Genomic DNA, 20,454 nt, shown 5'->3' with positions numbered 1-20,454 from the left:
TTCACCCATCGGTGCCACACGAAGGATCGAAAGGTATCGCACGTCACTTCGCCCGCTACACGGGGTCCCCTTTTAGGCACAAAAAGCAAGATCGTCATCCGCTGACCGGTCCGGGCGGATGCGCAAAAAGCCCCGCCGACCTGCGTGAACACAGGTCGGCGGGGCCGCCACGATCGGGTGGGTGAAGCTAGGCGTCCGGTGCCTTGGCGGGTGCTTCGACGCCGTCCGCCTGCCGCTTGCCGAGCAGCGAGTGGCGGCGGCTGTAGGCGAAGTAGAGGACCACGCCGATCACCATCCACACGATGAACCGCAGCCAGGTCAGCACGGTCAGGTTCAGCATCAGCCAGAGGCAGGCCAGGATGGCCAGGATCGGGATCAGCGGCACCAGCGGCACCTTGAACGCGCGGGGCAGGTCGGGCCGCGTCTTGCGCAGCACCAGGACGCCCGCCGACACCAGCACGAACGCGAAGAGCGTGCCGACGTTGACCATCTCTTCGAGCTTGTCGGCCGGGAAGAACGTCGCCGCGAGGGCGACCAGGCCGCCGACGATCAGCGTCGCGCGCTTGGGCGTGCCGTGCTCGCCGGTCTTCGCCAGGCCGCGCGGCATCAAGCCGTCGCGGGACATCGCGTAGATGATCCGGACCTGACCGAGCATCAGCACCATGACGACGGTGGTCAGGCCGGCCAGCGCGCCGAAGGAGATGAGGTTGGCCGCCCAGTCGACGCCGTTGGCGGAAAACGCCGTGGCGAGCGTCTTGTGGCTGCCGTCGCCCGCCGAGGTGGCCAGGTCCTTGTACGACGTCATGCCGACGACCACGAGCGAGACCGCGACGTACAGCACGGTGACGATGATCAGCGAGCCGAAGATGCCGCGCGGCACGGACTTCTGCGGGTTCTTCGTCTCCTCCGCGGTGGTCGCCACGATGTCGAAGCCGATGAACGCGAAGAACACCAGCGAGGCGCCGGCCAGCAGCCCGAAGACACCGTACGAGCTGCTCGCGCCGCCCGCGATCAGCGAGAAGAGCGACTGGTCGACGCCGGTCTCGCCGGAGCCGCCGGTCGAGCCCGGCGGGACGTACGGCGAGTAGTTGGCGCCCTTGATGTAGAAGATGCCGAGGATGATCACGAACAGCACCACGGCGACCTTGATGCCGGTGATCACCATCGAGACCCGCGAAGACAGCTTGGTTCCGACGGCGAGCAGCGTCGTCAGGATCGCCACGACGACCAGCGCGCCCCAGTCGACCGTGACACCGCCGATGTCGAACGTCGTCTTCGCACCCTTGCCGAACAGATAGCCCAGCACCGTTTCGAGGTAGACCGACCAGCCCTTCGACACGGCGGCGGCGCCGACGGCGAGCTCGAGGATCAGGTCCCAGCCGATGATCCACGCCATGAACTCGCCGAACGTGGCGTAGGAGAACGTGTACGCGCTGCCCGCGACCGGCACCGTCGAGGCGAACTCGGCGTAGCAGAGCGCCGCCAGCGCACAGGCGATCGCGGCGAACACGAACGCGAGCGAGACCGACGGGCCCGCGTAGTCACCGGCCGCGCGGGCGGTGAGCGTGAAGATGCCCGCGCCGATCACGACCGCGACGCCGAAGACCGTGAGGTCCCAGGCGCTCAGGTTCCGCCGGAGCTTGGTGTCCGGCTCGTCGGTGTCCGAAATGGACTGCTCGATGGATTTAGTGCGCCACAATCCCGTTCCGGGCACCGTTGACCTCCTGCGGCTGGCCTGCATGTATCGCAGTAGGTCACCCTATCGGGTCAGGAGCGTGACGGCTCGCCGAACGCCCGGGCCTACTGCGCGAGACTGCGGTCGAGGTCCGGTTCGAGGTAGATCAGCTTCGCGACCGGCACCTTGGCGCGCACGCGCGCCTCGGCGTCGTCGATGGCCGTGGCCAGCTCGGCGGTGTCGAGGCCGGGCACCATGGCCAGCTTCGCCGCGACCAGCAGCTCGTCCGGGCCCATGTACTGCGTGCGGATGTGGATGACCCGCTCGACCTTGCCCGCGGCGAGCTCGTCGACGATCGTCGCGAGCACCCCTTCGGTGACGCCTTCGCCGATGAGCAGGCTTTTCATCTCGACGATGAGGATGATCGCGATGACACCCAGCAGCGCGCCGATCGCGAGGGTGCCCACGCCGTCCCAGACCGGATTGCCGGTGACGACCGAAAGCCCGACGCCGAGGAGCGCGAAGACGAGCCCGATCAGCGCGCCCGCGTCCTCAAGCAGCACCACCGGGAGCTCGGGCTCCTTGGCCTGGCGGATGAAGCCCCACCAGCTCGTGTTCCCCTTGATCTTCCTCGACTCGCCGACGGCGGTGTAGAAGCTGTAGCCCTCCAGCGCGACCGCGACGACCAGGATGATCACCGCGACGATCGGCGCGTCGAGCGGTTCGGGGTGCCCGACCTTGTGGACGCCTTCGTAGATCGCGAAGGCCGAGCCGAGGGTGAAGAGCATCAGCGCGACGATGAAGGAGTAGAAGTACCGGTCGCGGCCGTACCCGAAGGGGTGTTCCTGGTCGGCCGCGCGCTTCGACGTCTTCTGGCCGAGCAGCAGCAGGCCCTGGTTGGTGGTGTCGGCCAGCGAGTGCACGGACTCCGCGAGCATCGACGACGACCCGGTGACGAGGAAGCCGGCGAACTTCGCGGCCGCGATTCCGGCGTTCGCCGCGAGCGCGGCGATGATCGCCTTGGTTCCGCCTCCAGCTGACACGACCGCTCCCCTGGTTGGTCCTGAATGTCCGGGTGGAGCGTAATGGGAGCAGCCCCGGCCGGTCGTCACCGGCCGGGGGTTCGCATCAGGCGATGGCAGCGATGTCGCCGTCGTCGAAGTAGATCGACTGGTGCAGCCGCCCGCCGAGCGCCGCCGCATACCGGGCGAGCACCTCCAAGCCGGAGATCTTGCCCTGTTCGATCTGGGATATCCGGCCCTTCGTGACTCCCATCCGCTCGGCCAGCTGCTGCTGAGTCAGGCCGCGGCTCCGGCGAATCTCGGCAAGTCGGTGCCCTTGAACGGTGGCGAGCAGCTCCCGCTTGCCCGCCTCGACCGCTTCCTCGCCGCCGGCTCGCTCGACATGCGTGGCGCGGACGTCTTTCCAGCGTGCGTAACCCGTCATGCTCGGCCCTCCTCTGCCTGACGTTCCTTTGTCCCCGACAACAAGCAGGACACTTGATCGCCAAGGGTCGAAAACGAACAGGATCCGCACGGTACCCGGCCGAAGCTCCTTGAGGTTCTGAAGTCTCGACCCGACGATCGTGTCGACCAACGGCCGCCCGAGACCGGGACCACCTTCCGCCAGCGCGTCGATCACCTGGACGACCCGAGCGTGTGCAGTGCCATCGAGCCGCACTGTCCACTCGAGGACTTCGTCGACGACGTGGATTTTCCCAGTCCTGCCCACCCATCAGTCGAGTATACCGATCACTATACTTACTCGAACGGGCGAACGCCAGGCAGCGAGCGTGCCGGCCGGGTCGACCGGAGCGCCGTTTTCTGTCGTACCCCTCCGCTACCGTGGCTTTCCCTGCTCACCAGACTGGGGGAAGGTGACATGGCGCACTTCGCCGTGCTCGGTCCGCTCGCCGTCGAGAGCCCGCCGGGCCAGTGGCCGGTCCTGCGCGGCGATCGCCAGCGCACGCTGCTGGCCGTGCTGCTGCTCAACGCCAACCAGCACGTCCACGTCGACGTGCTGGTCGAGGCGCTGTGGCCGGAGCGGCCGCCGAAGTCGTGGACGTCGAACCTGCACACCTACCTCTCGCGGCTGCGCGACCGGATCGACGGCCTGCGCGTCGACCACGGGCCGCCCGGCTACCGGCTGCGCGTCGAGCCGGCGGAGCTGGACCTGCTCGGCTTCCGGGAAGCCGTCGCCGAAGGGCGCCGCGCCGGGGACGCGCTCACCGCGGCGGGGCACTACCGGCGGGCGCTCGGCTTGTGGCGGGGGCCGGTGCTGGCCGGGCTGCACGTGCCGCGGCTCGACGCCGACGTCGCGCGGCTGGAGTCCGAACGCCTGGCCGTCTTCGAGGACTGCGTCGACGCCGAGCTCACCGCCGGCCGGCACGGGGAGCTGACCGGCGAGCTGCAGGCCATGATCACCGAGCACCCGCTGCGGGAGCGGCTGGCCGCGCAGCTGATGATCGCGCTCCACCGCGCCGGGCGGCAGGGGGACGCGCTCGAGGTCTACCGCCGGCTGCGGACCACGTTGATCGACGAGCTCGGGGTCGAGCCCGGCGCGGAGGCCCGCCGGGTGCACGCGGCCGTCCTGCGAGGTGAAGACCCCGTGCCGCGGATGCCGCCGCCAGTGTGGCCGGTCTGCCAGCTGCCGCCGGACATCGGGGACTTCACCGGCCGTGACGTCGAGCTGGCCGAGCTCGCGGACGTGCTGAGCGACGGGCAGGGCGTCCCCGTCGCGGTGCTGAGCGGCGAGCCGGGCGCCGGCAAGAGCACCTTGGCCGTGCGGGCCGCGCACCGGCTGCGGGCGCGCTTCCCGGACGGCCAGCTGTACGTGCCGCTGGTGGGCCGCGACATCGGCGCGGTGCTCGCCGACCTGTTGCGCGCGCTCGGGGTGCCCGGCCCGGCGGTGCCGGACGACGTCGGGGCGCGCGCGGCGGCGTTCCGCGGCCGGCTCACGGACCGGCGGGTGCTGGTGGTGCTCGACGACGCCGTCGACCCCGGGCACGTCCGCACGCTGCTGCCGGGCACGCCGGGCTGCGCGGTGCTCGTGACGAGCCGGCGCCGGTTGAGCGGGCTGGCCGGCGCGCACCGGCTGCCCCTCGGGCCGCTGTCGGAGGACGACGCGGCGTCGCTCCTGAACCGGCTGGCGGGCGAGCGGGTCGGCCGGGAGCGCGCCGACGCCGTCCGGATCGTCGCGGCGTGCGCGCGGCTGCCGCTGGCCCTGCGGATCGCGGGCAGCCGGCTGGCCATCCGCCCGCACCTGCGGCTCGGCGAGCTGGCCGACCGGCTCGAGGACGAGGTCCGCCGGCTCGACGAGCTGACCGTCAGCGACCTGGCCGTGCGCAGCAGCATCGCGCTGAGCTACGAGGGGCTGCGGCCACCGGCGCGGCGCGCGTTCCGGCTGCTCGGCCGGTGCCGGCTGGCCGACCTCCCGGCCTGGGCGGTCACCACGCTGGTCGACGACCCGGACGCCGACGAGGCCGTCGAAGAGCTCGTCGAGGCGAGCCTGCTGGAGGCGCGCGGCCCGGACGGGACGGGCGAGGGCCGGTACCGGATGCACGACCTCGTCCGGTTGTACGCGGCGGAAGGGCCGCCGGAGCGAGGTGGCGAGGCGACGGTCCTCGCGGCGACGCTGGCCCTCGCCGACGCGGCCGCGGCCCGCCTGCCGCGCACGGTGCCGATGCCGCCGATGACCCACGAGCCGCTCGCGCAACCGTTGCCCGGTGTGCTGGTGGCGCGGCTGCTCGAGCGTCCGGACGAGTGGTTCGCGGCCGAGCGGGCGAACCTCCTGCTGCTCGTCGGGACGTTGGACGCGCGGGAAGCGTTGCTGCTGCTGGACAAGCTCAGCGTGTACCTGTACCTGCACGGCCATTACACCGACATGCGCGCGGCGTACGAAACGGTGCTGGCGGCCACGGAAGACCTCCGGGCAGCGGCGATCCTGGCGTTGCTGCGGCACGCGCGCGGGCAGTACGAAGAGGCCGCGTCGGCGTACCGTGACTGTGCGAAAGAGCTTGAAGCGCAGGGGGATCGTCATACGCACGCGTGGGTCCTGGCGAACCTGGCGCATTGCCTGATCGGGCTGGGACGTGCGGAAGAAGCGTTGCAGACCGCCGCGGACGCCCGTGAACTGTTCACTGTGGACGGTCAGCCGGAGGCTCTTCTGGTGCGCACCGCGGAGTCGGCGGCGCTGCTGCGGCTCGGCCGGGTGGCCGAAGCCCGGGAGGTCGACCGGCTGGCCGTGGCTTCGGCGCGCGAAGCGGGTGACCCACGCCAGATCGGCACGGCGCTGCACGGGTTCGCGTGGTCGTCCCTGCTGACCGGCGACGGCGCCGCGGCGACCACGGCGATCACGGAGTCGGTCGACCTGCTGCGCGGCTCGATGGCCCGCTCGGCCCTGGCGAAGTCCCTACGCACCCTGGGCGCGATCTCGGCGGCGACGGGCTCCCGCGACCGAGCGACAACGGCGTTCGGCGAGGCTCTTCAGCTGGCGCGAGAGCTGGACGAACGGCCCCGCGAGCTGTCGTGCACCCGAGCCCTGGCGGCGAGCTGGATCGGCGAAGGCCGGGCGGCGCAGGCGATCCCGGTGCTGCGGGCGTGTTTGGCCGAGTTCCGCGAGATGGGCGGAAAGTCCGCGACGGGCCTGACGTGGCTGGTCCTCCAGCAGGCCTGCAAGGCAACCGGCGACGCCGCGGGCGCCCTGGAGGCGGCCACTGAGGCGGCAAACCTGGCCGACCCGCGCGACGCAAGCGCGGCCGTCCTACGCCAGGCCCTACTCGCCTTAACAGCCCCAGTCTGACCCGCCGACGGCCGTGTCGACCCTCCAATCACGCGCGATGCCCCTCAAATCACGCGAGATGCCTCCCCAATCACGCGAGATGCCCCTTCAAACACGCGTGATGCCTCCCCGATCACGCGAGATCCGCCCTCAATCACGCCAGATCCGTCCCCAGCCACGCTAGGCCGGTCCTGATCACGCGAGATCCGTCCCCAATCACGCCGGATCCGCCGCCAATCACGCGAGTTCCGCCCGCAATCACGCCAGACTCGCCCCTGACCACGTGCCGCTCTCCACCCTGCCCTCGCCGCGGCGCGGGACGCGCTGAGCAAGCACTACCTGCGGGAGTCGCGAGAGCTGCGGGAAGTCGCGAGAGCTGCGGAGAGCCGCGCCAGCCCGGCCCCAACCTCGCCAGATCCGCCCTCAACTACGCGAGATCCGCCCCAACCGCGCGAGATCCGCCCGCCGCGACCGCCCGCCTCCCCATCAAGCCCCGAGCTGGGTGGTGCCGCCCCCTCGCGGCACCACCCTCAGCCCATGGGCGCCGGGCGTTGCCGTCCGGCGCCACCCCCAGCGGACCGGCTGCGCGCGTCGGCGCACCAGGGTCCCCCCTTGGTGTTGATGGTTCCCGATGCCGCCACACGGAACGCACACAGAACCGCCGCCCCGCGAAACAACGAAAGCCACCGCCGGTGCGACCGGTGGTGGCTTTCGAACAAACCCGAGTCAGTCCTCGCAAGTCCCCGCAGTGGCACGGAACAGCTGGGACCGCGCGCCACCCACGGCGCGCACCCGCACCGGCGGATCCGCCGCCGGCAGCCAGACCGACTGGCCGCGGCGCAGCTCGACCTTCTCGCCGTCGTCCGCCGTCACCAGCAGGTCGCCCGCCGTGCACAGCAGGATCTGCGGCCCGGCGCTGTCGACCGAGATCTCGTCGTCCTGGCCCGCCGCCCACTCGACGCGGGACAGCTCGAACTCCGGCGCGTCCGTTCGATACACCGAAAGACGCTCGCCCGTGTCACCACACTGGACCGGCATCTCGCCGCACGCGAAGTCGACCACACGCAGCAGCTCCGGGACGTCGACGTGCTTCGGCGTCAGACCACACCTCAGGATGTTGTCCGAGTTCGCCAAGATTTCCACGGCCGTGCCGTGCAGGTACAGGTGCAGGTTGCCGGCCGGCAGGTAGATCGCCTCGCCCGCGCGCAGCGTCAGCCGGTTCAGCAGCAACGCCGCCAGCACGCCCGCGTCCCGCGGGTGCGTCTCGCCCAGCTCGAGGATCGTCCGGCACTCGACCGCGAACTCGCCGTGCTCCTGGACGTGCCGGACGCACGAGTCCAGCACCTCCGGCAGCAGCGAGTCGAGCGACGCCTGGGGCAGCGTGATCCACGTCGTGAACAGCGCCCGCAGCCCGGACGGGTCCGGCTGCGCCTCGATCAGCCCGGTGTACTTCGCCAGCCCCGGCGTCTCGATCGCCTTCAGCAGCTTCACCGTGCGCTCCGGCTCGCGGAACCCCGCCAGCGCGTGGAACTCCGTCAGCGCGCAGACCAGCTCCGGCTTCGCCGTCGGGTCCGGGTAGTTGCGGTTCGCCGCCTCCCGCGGGATGCCCAGCTTCTCCTCGCGGGCGTGCCCCTCCGCGGCCTGCGCCGCCGACGGGTGCGCCTGCATCGACAGCGGCTCCTCCGCGGCGAGGATCTTCAGCAGGAACGGCAGCCGCCCACCCCACCGCTTCGCGCAGCGCTCGCCGAGCTGACGCACCGGGTCGGCGTCGACCAGCTCGAGCAGGCTCCGCTCGGTCCCGTCGGGGCCGATGACGTGCGACGGGTCACCCGGGTGGGCGCCCATCCACAGTTCGGCCTCGGGGTGCGGCGCGGGTACCGGACGGCCCAGCAGCTCGGGGATCGCCGTCCGCGATCCCCAGGCGTAGGGCCGCACCGCGTTGCGCAGCAGCTCCACTGTCACCTCAACTCCACTCCTTCGGCACCGGCCGGCGCCGGTGCTCGGCGCGTCTCACGCCGTGGCGGGTGCGAAGCGGCCCGCGCCGCCGATGCTGCCCGCCGCCAGCCCGAGATAGACCGCCGCCAGTTCGAACCGCAGCGCCAGCACCGCGGCCCGCACGATTTCGTCGGCCTCGATCTCCTCGGCCGGCGCGATGACGTCCGCCCCGGGCAGCAGGTCCTCCGCTTGGAACCGCGCCGCGTCCGTGGCCGGACCGGTTCGCACCGAGAGAAGCAGCACCCGAGTCTGGATTTCACCAGAGGAATCGTCCGGATCAGCGAAGATGTCACGCTCCCGGCCGCCCGATTGTGCCGCCCGCCGCAACGCGGGACGCGCGAGTGCCTGCCGATAGTCTTCAACGTCACACACCGTGGCCGCGTGGGCCGCGAACGCGTGCGCAGCGTGCTCGCCGACGGCGACCGCCACCGGGTCGAGCCCCCACAGCAGGGGCACGTGGTCGGCGACGCGCAGCGCGAGCGCCTTCGCCGGGTTCGCGAACGACTCCCGCGCGAGGTAGTCCTTTTCGGCTTCCAGGTCGAGCTGGTCGGCCAGCGCCTGGACGTCCGAGACGAGCAGGCCCAGCGCGTTCGCGGTGAGCAGCCCGGCGGCCAGGCCGCGCGGGAACGCCAGCTCCGGCGGCACCGGGATGCGTGGCGCCAGCAGCAGGCCCTTGCCCGCCACGGCGGCCGCCACCGGCCCTTCGGACGGCGCGGAGAGCACCACCGAAGCGCCGAAGCGCGCGGCGCGTTCCAGCGACGCGGCGAGCTCGCGGTCGCCGGCGTCGTCGGTGTGCGCGAAGACGACGTCGAGCGCGCCGATCCAGCTCGGCACCACTTCGGCGACGACGACCGGGACCGGGCACGACGGGGCCAGCAGCGCCGCGAGCAGCCGGGTGAGCGTGCGGCTCACCCCGGGCCGGTCGATCAGCACGACCGACCGCGGACGGCCGACGTCGAGCCGCTCGGACAGCTCCAGCTCAGCGGCCATCTCGGCGGTCGCGCGCACCTGGGCGCCCGCCATCGCGGCGGCCCGGAGCAGCCCCGAGCTGTCGGCCTCGGCCAGCCGCCCGGGGTCGTCGAGCAGCGAGTCGTCAAGCACTGTCGGCATCGGAGTTTCCGGTGTCGCCGGGACGGGTGGCCTCGTCGAGGAGCAGCACCGGGATCCCGTCACGGACCGGGTACACCCGGCCGCACTCGGTGCAGGTCAGCGCGTCGGCCTCGGGGTCGTCCGGCGTCCCGGGGCGCAACGGGGCGTGATCGGGCGACGGGCACGCCAGGATCTCGAGGAGCTGGGCGTCGAGCGTGATGGCCATGGTTCCTCCATACCACGCAGAGAGGTGTGATGAAGGGCACCTTCAGGACACAGTTCGTCCCTTCATCGTGAACGGGGTCAGCTGCGGATGATCGCGAGTACTTCGTCCACCAGACCCTGCACGGCCTCGGCGTTGGCGGCTTCGACGTTGAGCCGCAGCAGCGGCTCGGTGTTCGACGGGCGCAGGTTGAACCAGGCGCCGCCCGCCAGCTGCACGGTCAGGCCGTCCATCTCGTCGAGCTCGACGCCGGAGCGGGTCCCGAAGCTGTCCTTGACCGCCATCATCTTCGCGACCTGGTCGTCGACGGTCGAGTTGATCTCACCCGAAGCGGCGTAGCGCGAGTACGCGCTGGTCAGCTCCGACAGCGGGCCGGCCTGCTCGCCGAGGGCGGCGAGCACGTGCAGCGCCGCCAGCATGCCGGTGTCGGCGCGCCAGAAGTCGCGGAAGTAGTAGTGCGCGGAGTGCTCGCCGCCGAAGATGGCGCCGGTCTTGGCCATTTCGGCCTTGATGAACGAGTGCCCGACGCGCGTGCGGACCGGCTTGCCGCCGTGCTCGGCGACGATCTCCGGCACCCCCTTGGACGTGATCAGGTTGTGGATGATCGTGCCGCCCGGGTCTTTGGCCAGCTCGCGGACGGCGACCAGCGCGGTGATCGCGCTCGGCGAAACCGGCTCGCCGCGCTCGTCGACGATGAAGCAGCGGTCGGCGTCGCCGTCGAAGGCCACCCCGGCGTCCGCGCCGACCTCGCGCACCTTCGCCTGCAGGTCGACGATGTTCTTCGGGTCGAGCGGGTTGGCCTCGTGGTTCGGGAAGGTGCCGTCGAGCTCGAAGTACATCGGCAGGACCTCGATCGGCAACCCGTCGAAGACGGTCGGGACGGTGTGCCCGCCCATGCCGTTCCCGGCGTCGACGACGATCTTCAGCGGCCGGCTGCCGGACAGGTCGACGAGGTTGCGCAGGTAGGCGGCGTACTCGGTGAGGACGTCCCGCTCGGACACGCTCCCGCGCTGCCCCTCGAACTCGGGCACCCCCTGCTCGACGGTGTCGCGGACCTCGGCGAGCCCGGTGTCCTGGCCGACCGGGGACGCGCCGGCGCGGCACAGCTTGATGCCGTTGTACTTGGCCGGGTTGTGGCTCGCGGTGAACATCGCGCCCGGCAGGTTCAGCGAACCGGACGCGAAGTACAGCTCGTCGGTGCTCGCCAGGCCGATGCTGACGACGTCGAGGCCCTGCGAGGTCACCCCGTCGGCGAAGGCCGCGGCCAGCCCGGGCGAGGAGTCGCGCATGTCGTGGCCGATCACCACCGACGGCGCCTCGGGCTTGATGAGCAGGGCGAACGCGGCGCCGAAGGACCGGACGAGGTCCGCGTCGAGCTGCTCGCCGACCACGCCGCGAATGTCGTACGCCTTCACGATGCCCGAAAGGTCTGGCACGCCGTCTCCCCGCGAATAGTCGTCCCGGCGCCCGCTGCGCCGCGCGGAAAGCCTACCGGCGGCGGAGGTGGGTGACGCGCTCAGGCGCGACCGGGCAGCACCCGGAGGTGACCGCGGCGCCCCGAGGGCCCGTCCGGCTCGGTCACCGGCGGCGCGGGCTGGTCCGACCGGCCCGCCTCGCGGACGGCCTCGGCCAGCGCGGTCAGCTCGTCGGCCGACGGGTCCGGAGCGGCGAAGGCGCCTTCGTGCCGGACGACTTCCCAGCCCTTGGGGACGGTCAGCCGCAGCGCGTGAGCTTCGCAGAGGTCGTACGAATGGGGCTCGGAGGCGGTGGCCAGCGGGCCGACGACGGCGGTGGAGTCGCTGTAGGCATACGTCAGCGTGGCCACAGCCGGCTCGAGACAGCCGGTACGCGAACACTTCCGTACGCTCCGCACGATCGGAAACGATAGCGCGTCGCCGCAAGCTAGGAGGAGCGACACGCGCTGGGACGTGCGGACCGCATAGACTTCCGGAGTGGCGACGGCTCGTGACTACCGACAACGGCGGCGCCTGCGACGGGACCGGCACGGCCGGGGCCTGCGCGGGACGCTGTATCCGGCGACCCTGCCCGCCGCCGCGAGCCGCGCGGAGCGGTTCGACGCGCTGGTGCTCGACGCGCTGGAACCGATCGAGGCCCGCTGGCGCCACGAGCTGACGAAGCTCGACGTGGCGGTCGACGACGTGCCGGAGGTCCGCGAGAACGGGCGGGCGCCTTCGGACGGGGTTCTGCACGACGGCGCGGTGCCGTTGTCGCGGCTGGTGCCGGCCGGGGTGGACCGGACGGGGATGCCCACGCGGGCGCGGATCGTGTTGTACCGGCGGCCGTTGGAGGCCCGGGCGAAGGATCCGTCGGAGCTGGCCGAGCTGGTGCACGACGTACTGGTGGAGCAGGTGGCCGGGTACCTGGGTGTGGAGCCGGACGTCATCGAGGGCGAGTAGCGCCGGTCTCAGCGGACCGGCCCCCGCTCGTCGACGAAGTACGTGGGCTCGCCGAGGAAGACCTCCGGCTCGACCGGGCCGTACGCGACGTTGAACGTGTCCAGCCAGTACGACCAGTCCTGCATCCCCGCCGCGCTGCTGAAGCGGTAGTTCAGCTGCCACCGCACCCACTCGCCCGGCGCCAGGCGCACCGCCGGCGGCCGACGCGGCCGGGGCGGCAGCCCGGACAACGCCCCGACGCGCGGGAGCACCCGCAGCCGTCCGTCGTCCTCGCGCAGGCTCACCTCCAGCGCGTCCGCCGTCGTTTCGACCGGCTCGAACGCCTCCGCCTCGCGCATCCGCACCACGTGTGCGGCACCGTCCGGCAGCGGAGGCACGACGAACCCGACCGGCGCCGCGTTCCGGACGGCCGCCGCCGGTCCGCCGCGGGAGCGCTTCGTCCACGACGTCCGGACCCACTGCGCCGTGACGATCACCGGCGGCGACGCGCCGGGACCGCCGTCAGCAGCGTGAACAGCACCGCCGCCAGCTGGGCCAGCAGCAGCAGGTTCCGTTCCGTCCCCGGGTACTCCACCGTCACCTCCGACGACGTCGGCGGCACCGACACCGCCACCTGGTGCCCCCAGGCCGGCACGATCGGCACGCTCTTGCCGCCCACCGAAGCCTTCCAGCCCGCTTCCTGCTCGGCCGCCAGCACCAGCAGCCGCCCGGTCGGGCCGTCCGACACCCGGACCCGGACGTCCGGCAGGCCCGCCTGGACAGGCGCCACGCCCGGGGCGTTCCCCGGCGCTCCACCGCCCGTGACCGCCGCTTTCGCCTGCTCCGGCGAGATCAGGATCACCTGGCCCGCCGGGGAAAGCAGGCGGAGCACACCGCGGCCGTCCGACGTCGGGGCGGCGACCGACACCATTTCCTTCGCCAGCGGCGGGTACGCCTGCGGGTCGACGCCCGCCGGCAGGACCACGTACTGCACCCCCGCGGCCGCCGCCGCGGCGAACGTGCGTTGCACCGCCGCCGCGTCGCCCTGGCCGAGGTCGCGGCGCCAGGCGGCCAGCCGGGCCGGGGTGCCGGGGGTCGGGGCCAGCTCGTCGTCGCCGTAGTGGGGCAGGCGGCCGCCGATCTGGCGCGTCGCGTCCGGCGCCAGGTCGAGCACCGAACGGCCGGACGCCGACAGCTCCGCCGTCACCTCGGGCGCGAGCGAAGGCCGGGCGCCCGCGCGCAGCGGGCCCTGGCCGCCGACCGCCACCGCGCTCGCCGCGAGCGCCAGGAACACCACGACCCCGGCCGCCGCGAACACCTTCGGCAGCCACGTCGCCGGCATCCCGGCCGAACCGCCGCGCTGCCACGAACCGAGCACCACCCACAGCAGCCCCGCGCCGACGATCAGCAGCGGCACCCCCGCGTGGCCGTGCGTCGCCACTCCGCCCTGCAGCGGCGTCGCCGTCACCAGCCGCACGACGACCAGGCCGCCCGCGCCCAGCGCGCCCAGCGCGAGGCCGCCCGCGGCGAGCTTCGTCGGCCGGACGACCAGCGCCACCAGCGCCGCCGCGATCACCACGACCCCCACCGGCCACGCGCCCGCGCCACCCGGGTCGAGCCCGGCCAGGTCGGTGCCGGACACCGTCGCGGCCGCGCCGCCGAGTCCCTGCACGAGCAGCTCCGGGTGCCGGAGGAGCACCGTCGGCCACGGCAGCAGCAACGCGAGCGGCACCAGCACCACGATCCCGACCGACGCGATCCGGCGCGCCAGCCCGGTCGGCGCGGGCAGCACGACGAACCCGATCAGCAGCCCGGCGAGCGCGAGCCCGTGCGCCAGCGGCGAGAACGCGCCGAGCAGCGCCACGCCGAACGCCGAGAGCGCCGAGACGTGCAGCCACCGCGTGTCCGCCCGCACCAGCAGCCCGGCGATGCCCGCGGCGACCGGCGGCAGCACCAGGTGCACCACCACGACGTCGAGCCGGCCCTGCGCCACCCCGGCGGTCGCGGCCGGCAGCAGCGCGTAGGTCGCGGCGACGACCGCGCGGACCCACCGGCGCACGCGAAGCCGTCGTGTCGCCGCGTACGCGCTCAACGCGGCCAACGGGATGTCGCCGAGGAGCAGGATCGCGACGAGCGCGGCCGGGCCGCCGATCGGCGCGAACACCGCGCCGAGCGTGCCGAGCACCGGCAGCGTCGCGGACGTCGGCGCGCCGGTGCCGCCGGCGATCGCGTGCCACGGCGCGAGGTACGACGCCCAGAGCTCCCCCAGCCCGCCGACCGGGAGCAGCTTGCCGCCGAAGAGGTCGAGCCCGAGGCGGGCCCGGTTGACGAACAGTCCCAACGCCGTCATCACGACCAGAAGCACCACCGGCGGCGCGAAGATCGTGGCGGCGAGCACGCGCCGCCGGTTGACCTCGACAAAAACGAGCTCCGGTTCGGGCGCCTCCTCGGCGACGTCGACCGGTTCGGGCGCCGGGGTTTCCGGCAGCGCGACGGCGACGAGCGTGCCCGGCCGCCGCAGCCCGGACCCGCGCGAGCTGACCCCGCGCAGCGCGCCCGCGGGCAGGGCGTCCGGCCCGACGGGACGCGTCTCGCGAGCGTCGAGCGCTTCCGGGGTCACCCATGCCGACTCGGTTTCGACGGTTTCGGGCACGGTCCCGAGCGCGACGTCGTTCTCCACGCCCCGGCGCACCAGGCCGACGACACCCGCGCGTGCGGCGTTGCGCAGCCGCGTCCAACGTCCGGTGAAGAGCCCGCGAACCGTGCCCGGCCGCGGATTCCGCCGTCGGTGGGCACGCGCGGCACGCAATCCGCCGCGTCCACTGAGGAGGTACGTCGCGGCGGCGAACTCGGCGCGCGCTTCGCCGGTGCGGCGCAGCACGACGAAGGCAAGCGCGCGCAGCACCGAAAGCAGCGGGAGCCGGATCATCCCCAGCCAGAAGGAAAACGGCGAGCAGTTCACGAGGAACACGCGCAGGCCGTGAGCGCGGTTCGTGACGGCGAGCGGCCCGGTGACCGCGTCGACCGCGCGTTGCCCGGTCGTGACGGCGCGCGCGTGCCGCACCCGCGCGGCCGGTACGGAGAGCACGAGCCCGCCGGCCGCGTTCGCGCGCCAGCCGAAGTCGAGATCTTCGCGCAGCAGCGGGAAATCCGGGTCGAAGCCGCCGAGGTCGTCCCAGGCGTCGCGGCGCACGAGCGAGCCCGCGCTGGGCACGGCGAGCACCTCGGCCGGCTCCTCGCCGCTCGCGGCGACCTGCTGGCGGTGCCCGGACGCGTCGGTCGACAACCCGGCTTCGACGATCAGCCGCGGGTCGGCCCAGTCGAGCCCGAGCGAGCCGAGCACGGTCGCCGACGGCGTTTTGGTGGCGACGTTCAGCAGTTCCTTCAGGCAGTCCGGCTCCGGCGCGCAGTCGTCGTGCAGCAGCCACAGCCACGATCCCGGGTCGCCACCCCACCGCTCGGTGGCGTGCTCGACGGCTTCGGCGACCGCGGCGGCGAAGCCGGTATCACGCGAAAGCGTGATGACGCCGGAGAGCACGGGAGAAGAATCCGGGCCCGCCGACTCGGGGTCGGCCGCCTCGGCGAGCAGCCGCGGGGTCGCGTCGGTCGAGCCGGTGTCGACCGCGAGCACGTACCGCGGCCGGACCGTGCTGCGGCGCAACGAAGAAAGCGCCAGCGGCAGCCAGTTTTCGCCGTTGTGACAGACCACAATGGCCAGAACGGGCGCGGTGCGCAGGACGGGCGGCGCGGCGGTGCGGGGCAACAAACGCTCCAGATCAGGCGACGGATCGGTGCGGCCACCCTACGGCCCCGGCCCGTCACCCGGTGGTGAACCCACACACACCGCGTGCCATGCAAAGCGCCCACGCGGTGGAACCACGCGGGCGCGTCACACAAACCAGCAAGACCCCGACCAAGCCGGCCGATCCACGCTCAGCCGAGCCACAGGGGGTCCGGGGGCGTGCCCCCGGGCGGGGTCTGGGGGTTGCACCCCCAGAAGATACCGAAACGAGCGATCATGGTTCGCGCGTTCCGCGAACACACCTCTCCCTAGATCGCTCGTTTCTTCAGCTTCCGGCGCTCCCGCTCGGACAGACCGCCCCAGATGCCGAAGCGCTCGTCGTGGGCCAGCGCGTACTCAAGGCACTCGTCCTTGACCTCGCAGCCCAGGCAGATCCGCTTGGCTTCACGGGTGGAGCCGCCCTTCTCGGGGAAGAACGCCTCCGGGTCCGTCTGCGCGCACAGAGCGCGTTCCTGCCAATCCTGCTCTTCGTCGGTGGCATCGATGAGCTCGGTGAGATCTCCCAGAGCCTGCTCCGGGATCTCGCCCCAACCCATGACGTGCCCCCATTCCTTCCCATCGGCTTCCAACCGCACGTCCGCCTCCTCGCTCCCTAGCACTCCCCAGGCTGGCGGTGGTGAAACGACACTCGCCGTCCCCTCGACGGCGAATGACATCACTGTGATTACACCCGTGTAGTGCGGTCAGGTCAAGCGGAGTAGCGAGTTCGGGGGACCCTTCGGCCCGATCGCGCAAGGGGACACGCCGGTAACTTCACACCGGGCATACGGAAGACTGGAGGCGTGCAGAAGTCAGCAGTGCGCCCCAGCCCGGTCTTCCTCGGCATCCTCGCGCTCACCGTCGCCGGTGGCGTCATGGCCGCGTTCGGTGACATCAACACCATCTTCGTCCGCGACCGCGACCCCCTGCTCATCGCCGGCGTGGTGATCTTCGTCGCCGCCGGCTGGGTGGCGTCGTTGTCGTTGCACGAGTTCGGCCACGCGATGGTCGCCTACCGCGGCGGCGACTACAGCGTCGCCCACAAGGGTTACCTGACCCTCGACGTCCGGAAGTACACCGATCCGGTGCTCTCGATCGTGCTGCCGCTGGTCTTCCTGATCATCGGCGGCATCCCGCTGCCGGGCGGCGCGGTCTGGATCAACCGCGGCGCGCTGCGCTCACGGGCGACGTCGTCGTGGGTGTCGCTGGCCGGCCCGCTGAGCAACCTTGCGGTCGGCGCGGCGCTGGCGCTGGTGGTCTCGGTGGTGCCGATGTCGGGCGGCCTGGTGATCGCGATCTCCTACCTGGCGCTGCTGCAGATCGTGACGTTCATCTTGAACATCCTCCCGATCCCGGGCCTCGACGGCTGGGGCGCGATCGAGCCGTACCTGCCCCCGCAGGCGCGCGAGCTCGGCGCGAAGGTCCGCCCGTGGGCGCCGATCATCCTGTTCGCGATCCTGTGGTTCATCAGGCCGGCGAACGCGGCTCTGTGGGACGGCGCGTACTCGATCTTCGGCCTGTTCGGCGGCTACGTGGACGGCGCGCAGATCGGGGCGAGCGTGTTCCGCTTCTGGAACTGACGCCGGGGCTCAGCGGCCGAGCCAGGCGTGCGCGCGCTGCCACGTCTCCCGCAGCCCGGACCGCTCACCGAGGTAGTCCCCCGCGACCCCGACGACCGGCAGCTTCCCGATCGCCCGGTGCAGGAACTTCCCCTTCGGCCGCTTCTCGAGCTCCTCGGTGATGCCGCGCAGGCCGTGACCGAGCCGCCACAGCGTGCTCGCCGCGGCTTTGAGCGTCGCCTTGCCGTGCTTCTTTTCCGACGCCGTGAGCTCTTCGGTCAGCCTTGCTGCTTCTTCGGCCTCGGCGGTGTCGTCGTGGCCCGCCGCGAGGCCGGCGTCGAGGTCGCGGTGGAACAGCACCCACGCGATCAGCTGTACCCGTGTGCCGACGTCGGTGACGCCGTACTCGCCCGCGATCGCGCACAGCAGCAGCCCCTGCGACGCCGCACCCATGGTGTCCTGCACCGGCACCCGGTCGGCGAGCGCGCCCCCGAGACCCGGCAGCGCGGTAAGCAGCGCCGTGAAGCAGCCGACGCGGTTCATCCACCAGCTCGACCGGTCGTACCCGGTCATCTGCGTCCAGGCGGCCGTCCCGGGGACCTTCACGGAGGTCACGCCCTGGATCAGCTTCGCTTTGAGCCCGGAGTCGACACCGGCGAGATCGTCCGCGCGGGCCTGCATCCCGAAGGGATCGGACTCGCGCAAGGCGTCGAGCATCGGCCCGCAAGCCCGCACGAACGGCCGCAGGACGGCCACCACCTGCCGGTCGGAGATCGTTTCGGCCACGTCCCGGTTCCCTTCCCTCGCGGCCCCGGTGCCGGGGCGTGGCCGTAGTCGCCGCCGCTTGGGGCGTTGTTACGGCTCTCGCGCGGGGAAGGTCAGCCCCGGTGCTCCGTCAGCCAAACGTGTGCGCGCTTCCAAGCCACCCGCAGGCCCGAACGCTCACCGAGGTAGTCCCCCGCCGCCCCCACCACCGGGAGCATGCCGATCGCGCGGTGCAGGAAATTGCCGCGGGGACGCTTCTCCAGCTCGCCCGTGATCGCCAGCAGGCCGCGGCCGAGGCGCCACAGCGTGCTCGCCGCCGCCTTCACCGTCGCCTTGCCGTGCTTCTTCTCGGACTCCGTCAGCTCCTCGGTCAGCTTCGCCGCTTCGTCCGCCTCCGCCGCTTCGTCGTGGTCCGGATGCCGGCCCGCCGCCAGGTCCGGGTCGACGTCGCGCTCGAAGAGCACCCACGCGATCAGCCGGACCCGCGTGCCGACGTCGGTGACGCCGTACTCGCCCGCGATCGCGCACAGCAGCAGCCCCTGGGACGCCGTTCCCAGCGCGTCCTGCACCGGGAGCCGGTCGGCCAGTGCTCCGCCGAGGCCGGGGATCGACGTCAGCAGCGCTGTGAAGCGGCCGACGCGGTTCATCCACCAGCTCGACCGGTCGTACCCCGTCATCCGCGCCCACGCGGCGGTTCCGGGCACCTTCACCGACGTCACGCCGTGGATCAGCTTCGCCTTGAGCCCGGACTCGACACCGGCGAGGTCGTCGGTCTCCTCCCGCCGGGCGCGCGCCTGCAGCCCGAACGGGTCGGACTCGCGCAACGCGTCCAGCATCGGCCCGCACGCCCGCACGAACGGCCGCAGCACCGCCACGACCTGCTTGTCCGAAATCGCCTCAGCCACGTCCCGGTTTCCTTCCCGTCGCCCGGCCCAGCCCGCCGCCGAGCACCATCGCGCCGGGCAGCGCGCTGGCGCCGAGCAGGAGCAGCGCCCGCCAGTCCTGGATCAGCACGAGATCACCGCCCGGGCCCAGCATGCCGACCCCGAAGACGACGAGCACCCACACGGCGAGGGGTACCCACGAAAGAGAGGGGCGCACCAGCTTCGCCGTGGTCGCCACCAGCCAGGGGGTCGTCACGGCGCCGACCAGGACGGTCACCGGCAGCGGCACCACCCCGATCCGCAGCGGCAGGAAGAACAGCTCCAGCACGCCGAGCAGCACGGTGTCGATGACGAGCAGCACGAGGAGCAGCCGCTGCTCCCGGGTCAGTGGCTCCGGCACGGTCACAGCCCGCCGAACAGGTCGTCCGCCGCGCCCTCGGCGGGCCCGTGGGCCAGCACGAAGGAGTCCTTCGCGGGAATCGGCTGGGCGATCTCGTTCGTGAGGGCGAAGTACGGGACGGCGCCGTCGACCACGGTCAGCTGCGTCGCGTGCGCGCGCAGTGCCGCGATCTTCGCCGGGACATACGCGGCGACGTCGAGCGTCGTCGTGATCTCTTCGTCCGGGGTTGCCGGCAGCTCGTCGTCCGGCGGGACGCGGTAGGCGGGCGGCTCGCCGGCCCGCAGCGCGGCGAGCCCGGCGTGCGTCGCGCTCCTGGCCGCCACCGTGTGGAACACCCGCACGACCGGCTCGGCGCGGGTCGCCGCCGCCATCGTCACCTCATGCGCGCGGATGTGGTCGGGGTGGCCGTATCCGCCGAAGGCGTCGTAGGTGACGACGACCTGCGGCCGTGCCTCCTCGATCACCTCGGCGAGCTGCGCGGCCTGCTCGTCGAGCGAGCCGCCGGTGAACGCCCGCGGGTGCGACGCCGACGGCGTGCCCGCCATGCCCGAATCGCGCCATCGCCCGATCCCGCCCAGATAACGATGTCGTGACACCCCCAGCGCGGCGCACGCGGCCTTCAGCTCGGCGACGCGGTACCCGCCCAGCTGGTCGGCGGCCCAGGCGCCCAGGCCGGCGAGCTCGGGCAGGCCGGCCATGACCTCACCCTCCTCACCGAGCGTGCAGGTCACCACGGTCACCTCGGCCCCCTCGGCGGCGTATCGTGCGATCGTGGCGCCGGTGGTGATGCTCTCGTCGTCGGGATGGGCGTGGACGAAGAGCAGCCTGCGCGGTACCGGGGAGATCACGGGTTGAGCGTAATTCCCGTGCTCCGACCTTCGTCGGGGACACCCTCGGTTATCCTCGCG

Annotated in this window: 18 protein-coding genes; 3 read left to right on the top strand and 15 right to left on the bottom strand. The window is 72.3% G+C overall.

Annotated features, from left to right (window positions below):
• Positions 1-187: 187 nt before the first annotated feature.
• The 3 genes from ACZ63E_RS13265 to ACZ63E_RS13255 form a co-directional block, all read right to left on the bottom strand.
• Entirely contained in the window at positions 188-1,714 is a 1,527-nt protein-coding gene (locus tag ACZ63E_RS13265) for an amino acid permease (protein WP_465336190.1), read from the bottom strand.
• A gap of 86 nt (positions 1,715-1,800) precedes the next feature.
• Positions 1,801-2,718 carry a cation diffusion facilitator family transporter gene (locus tag ACZ63E_RS13260; RefSeq protein WP_465336189.1) on the bottom strand — a complete coding sequence of 306 codons (918 nt, stop codon included), beginning with the start codon at positions 2,716-2,718 and terminating at the stop codon, positions 1,801-1,803.
• Between the two features lie 85 nt (positions 2,719-2,803).
• Positions 2,804-3,316, bottom strand: a complete 513-nt coding sequence (locus ACZ63E_RS13255) for a helix-turn-helix domain-containing protein (RefSeq protein WP_465336188.1) — start codon at positions 3,314-3,316, stop codon at positions 2,804-2,806.
• Positions 3,317-3,556: 240 nt separating this feature from the next.
• Here ACZ63E_RS13255 and ACZ63E_RS13250 point away from each other — a divergent pair, with 240 nt between their 5' ends.
• Positions 3,557-6,475: an AfsR/SARP family transcriptional regulator gene (locus ACZ63E_RS13250; RefSeq protein WP_465336187.1), complete on the top strand. Its 2,919-nt coding sequence runs from the start codon at positions 3,557-3,559 to the stop codon at positions 6,473-6,475.
• Between the two features lie 705 nt (positions 6,476-7,180).
• Here the strand turns inward: ACZ63E_RS13250 and manA are convergent.
• The 5 genes from manA to ACZ63E_RS13225 form a co-directional block, all read right to left on the bottom strand.
• A complete protein-coding gene (gene manA / locus ACZ63E_RS13245; protein WP_465336704.1) occupies positions 7,181-8,410 on the bottom strand; it encodes a mannose-6-phosphate isomerase, class I in 1,230 nt (409 codons plus the stop codon).
• Between the two features lie 54 nt (positions 8,411-8,464).
• The gene (locus ACZ63E_RS13240) at positions 8,465-9,559 is read right to left on the bottom strand and encodes a hypothetical protein (RefSeq protein WP_465336186.1); all 1,095 of its coding nucleotides are present in this window, start codon (positions 9,557-9,559) and stop codon (positions 8,465-8,467) included.
• On the bottom strand, positions 9,543-9,764 hold the full coding sequence (locus ACZ63E_RS13235; protein WP_465336185.1) for a Trm112 family protein: 222 nt from the start codon (positions 9,762-9,764) through the stop codon (positions 9,543-9,545). The genes ACZ63E_RS13240 and ACZ63E_RS13235 overlap by 17 nt, the downstream gene beginning before the upstream one ends.
• 77 nt (positions 9,765-9,841) lie before the next feature.
• Complete coding sequence (locus ACZ63E_RS13230) at positions 9,842-11,197, bottom strand: phosphomannomutase/phosphoglucomutase (RefSeq protein ID WP_465336184.1); 1,356 nt, start codon at positions 11,195-11,197, stop codon at positions 9,842-9,844.
• A gap of 80 nt (positions 11,198-11,277) precedes the next feature.
• Positions 11,278-11,634 (bottom strand): DUF3499 domain-containing protein, encoded by a 357-nt coding sequence (locus ACZ63E_RS13225; protein WP_465314245.1) that lies wholly within the window; start codon positions 11,632-11,634, stop codon positions 11,278-11,280.
• A gap of 79 nt (positions 11,635-11,713) precedes the next feature.
• On the opposite strand from ACZ63E_RS13225, the gene ACZ63E_RS13220 reads away from it, so the two are divergent.
• Complete coding sequence (locus ACZ63E_RS13220; RefSeq protein ID WP_395926432.1) at positions 11,714-12,178, top strand: metallopeptidase family protein; 465 nt, start codon at positions 11,714-11,716, stop codon at positions 12,176-12,178.
• A gap of 8 nt (positions 12,179-12,186) precedes the next feature.
• Here ACZ63E_RS13220 and ACZ63E_RS13215 read toward each other — a convergent pair whose 3' ends face one another.
• The 3 genes from ACZ63E_RS13215 to ACZ63E_RS13205 all read right to left on the bottom strand — a co-directional run bounded on the left by ACZ63E_RS13215 (position 12,187) and on the right by ACZ63E_RS13205 (position 16,495).
• Positions 12,187-12,654, bottom strand: a complete 468-nt coding sequence (locus ACZ63E_RS13215) for a hypothetical protein (protein ID WP_465336183.1) — start codon at positions 12,652-12,654, stop codon at positions 12,187-12,189.
• Positions 12,651-15,920, bottom strand: coding sequence for a glycosyltransferase (locus ACZ63E_RS13210; RefSeq protein WP_465336182.1), 3,270 nt, complete (start codon positions 15,918-15,920; stop codon positions 12,651-12,653). Before ACZ63E_RS13210 ends, ACZ63E_RS13215 begins: the two co-directional genes overlap by 4 nt.
• Before the next feature lie 287 nt (positions 15,921-16,207).
• Positions 16,208-16,495 (bottom strand): WhiB family transcriptional regulator, encoded by a 288-nt coding sequence (locus tag ACZ63E_RS13205; protein WP_465314302.1) that lies wholly within the window; start codon positions 16,493-16,495, stop codon positions 16,208-16,210.
• A 261-nt stretch (positions 16,496-16,756) separates the two neighbouring features.
• Between ACZ63E_RS13205 and ACZ63E_RS13200 the strand changes: the two genes are divergently transcribed.
• On the top strand, positions 16,757-17,518 hold the full coding sequence (locus ACZ63E_RS13200; protein ID WP_465336702.1) for a site-2 protease family protein: 762 nt from the start codon (positions 16,757-16,759) through the stop codon (positions 17,516-17,518).
• Positions 17,519-17,527: 9 nt separating this feature from the next.
• Here ACZ63E_RS13200 and ACZ63E_RS13195 read toward each other — a convergent pair whose 3' ends face one another.
• From ACZ63E_RS13195 to mshB, 4 genes are all read right to left on the bottom strand, one after another.
• Complete coding sequence (locus ACZ63E_RS13195; RefSeq protein WP_465336181.1) at positions 17,528-18,283, bottom strand: hypothetical protein; 756 nt, start codon at positions 18,281-18,283, stop codon at positions 17,528-17,530.
• Positions 18,284-18,375: 92 nt separating this feature from the next.
• Positions 18,376-19,167 (bottom strand): hypothetical protein, encoded by a 792-nt coding sequence (locus ACZ63E_RS13190; RefSeq protein WP_465314247.1) that lies wholly within the window; start codon positions 19,165-19,167, stop codon positions 18,376-18,378.
• Positions 19,160-19,552, bottom strand: a complete 393-nt coding sequence (locus ACZ63E_RS13185) for a hypothetical protein (RefSeq protein ID WP_465336180.1) — start codon at positions 19,550-19,552, stop codon at positions 19,160-19,162. The genes ACZ63E_RS13190 and ACZ63E_RS13185 overlap by 8 nt, the downstream gene beginning before the upstream one ends.
• A complete protein-coding gene (mshB, locus tag ACZ63E_RS13180) occupies positions 19,549-20,394 on the bottom strand; it encodes an N-acetyl-1-D-myo-inositol-2-amino-2-deoxy-alpha-D-glucopyranoside deacetylase (RefSeq protein WP_465336179.1) in 846 nt (281 codons plus the stop codon). Before mshB ends, ACZ63E_RS13185 begins: the two co-directional genes overlap by 4 nt.
• Positions 20,395-20,454: the final 60 nt, after the last annotated feature.

The sequence above is a fragment of the Amycolatopsis sp. NPDC104819 genome (assembly GCF_055583145.1).
This window is presented reverse-complemented; position numbering and strand designations above follow the sequence as displayed.

What these genes read in the sequence shown, in the direction of transcription:
- ACZ63E_RS13250 (WP_465336187.1), top strand. Translation starts at nt 3,557, where the DNA reads ATGGCGCACTTCGCCGTGCTCGGTCCGCTCGCCGTCGAGAGCCCGCCG.
- ACZ63E_RS13240 (WP_465336186.1), bottom strand. Translation starts at nt 9,559, where the DNA reads ATGCCGACAGTGCTTGACGACTCGCTGCTCGACGACCCCGGGCGGCTG.
- ACZ63E_RS13235 (WP_465336185.1), bottom strand. Translation starts at nt 9,764, where the DNA reads ATGGCCATCACGCTCGACGCCCAGCTCCTCGAGATCCTGGCGTGCCCG.
- ACZ63E_RS13205 (WP_465314302.1), bottom strand. Translation starts at nt 16,495, where the DNA reads ATGGGTTGGGGCGAGATCCCGGAGCAGGCTCTGGGAGATCTCACCGAG.